At 67.8% G+C, this 1039-nt stretch carries 1 pseudogene; it reads right to left on the bottom strand.

From position 1 onward, the window contains the following. Nucleotides 1–14: 14 nt before the first annotated feature. A pseudogene (locus Q9R22_RS13290) lies at nt 15–1039 on the bottom strand (IS3-like element ISPfr10 family transposase); the annotation flags it as partial.

The raw sequence follows: 1039 nt of genomic DNA, 5'->3' as shown, positions 1-1039 counted from the left end.
CTGGGCCGCCCCCTTCATTCGGTCCGGTCGCTCTGTGAGTCGTCGGTTTCGATTTGATGGGTGCACTGCCGAGCGTACTCGGCCGGGGGTAGGTAGCCGAGCGATGAGTGCCGACGCTGATGGTTGTACTCGGTCTTCCAGTCGCCGATCACGACCTGGGCGTGCAGCAGTGAGTAGAAGCTGTTGATGTTGAGGCACTCGTCGCGGAGGCGGCTGTTGAACGATTCGACGTATCCGTTGTGCCAGGGCGAGCCGGGCGGAATGTAGAACAGGCCGGTGCGGGTACCCGCCCAGTCGGCCATCGCGTCGCTGATGAACTCGGGCCCGTTGTCGCTGCGGAGCACACCCGGTGCACCGCGGACGGCGACGAGCTCTTCGAGGTGGGCGGTGAGCCGGTCGGCGGTGATCGACCGCTCCACGAGCCCGCCGATGCATTCGCGGGTGTGCTCGTCGACGATGGAGCAGATCTTGATCGGGCAGCCCCGCTCGTCGGCGTCGAACTGGAAGTCCACCGCCCATGCGAGGTTCGGTGCGACTGCCGCCGGGGCGTCGACGGTCGAGGATCCGACACGCTTGCGGCGTCGCCGCTGCGGGACGCGGAGGCCTTCGGCTCGCCAGAGGCGTTGGATCTTCTTGTGGTTGACCGCCCAGCCCTCACCCCGGGCGTCGTGATACGCCCGCCGGTACCCGTAGCGGGGATGCTTCTTCGCCCACGCGCGCAGCCAGTCTCGCAACGCGCGATCAGGGTCGGCGACCGTGTCGCCCTTGAGCGGGCGACGGTACGCGGACCTGCTCAGCCCGGCCAGACGGCACGCCATCCGCTCGCTCACCTGCAGTGTCCTGATCAGGTGCGAGACGGCGGCGCGGCGCCTGCCCGGGCCTAGAAGTTTCCCTCGGCCAGCTCCTTGAGCGCGGCCTTCTCCAGCTCCGCTTCGGCCAGCAACCGCTTGAGCGTGGCGTTCTGCTTCTCCAGCTCCCTGAGGCGCTTCGCGTCGTCGGCCTTCAGTCCGCCGTACTGGTTACGCCACCGGTAATACGT

Source organism: Kocuria sp. PD6, from assembly GCF_031844145.1.
GTDB lineage: Bacteria > Actinomycetota > Actinomycetes > Actinomycetales > Micrococcaceae > Kocuria > Kocuria marina.
This window is presented reverse-complemented; position numbering and strand designations above follow the sequence as displayed.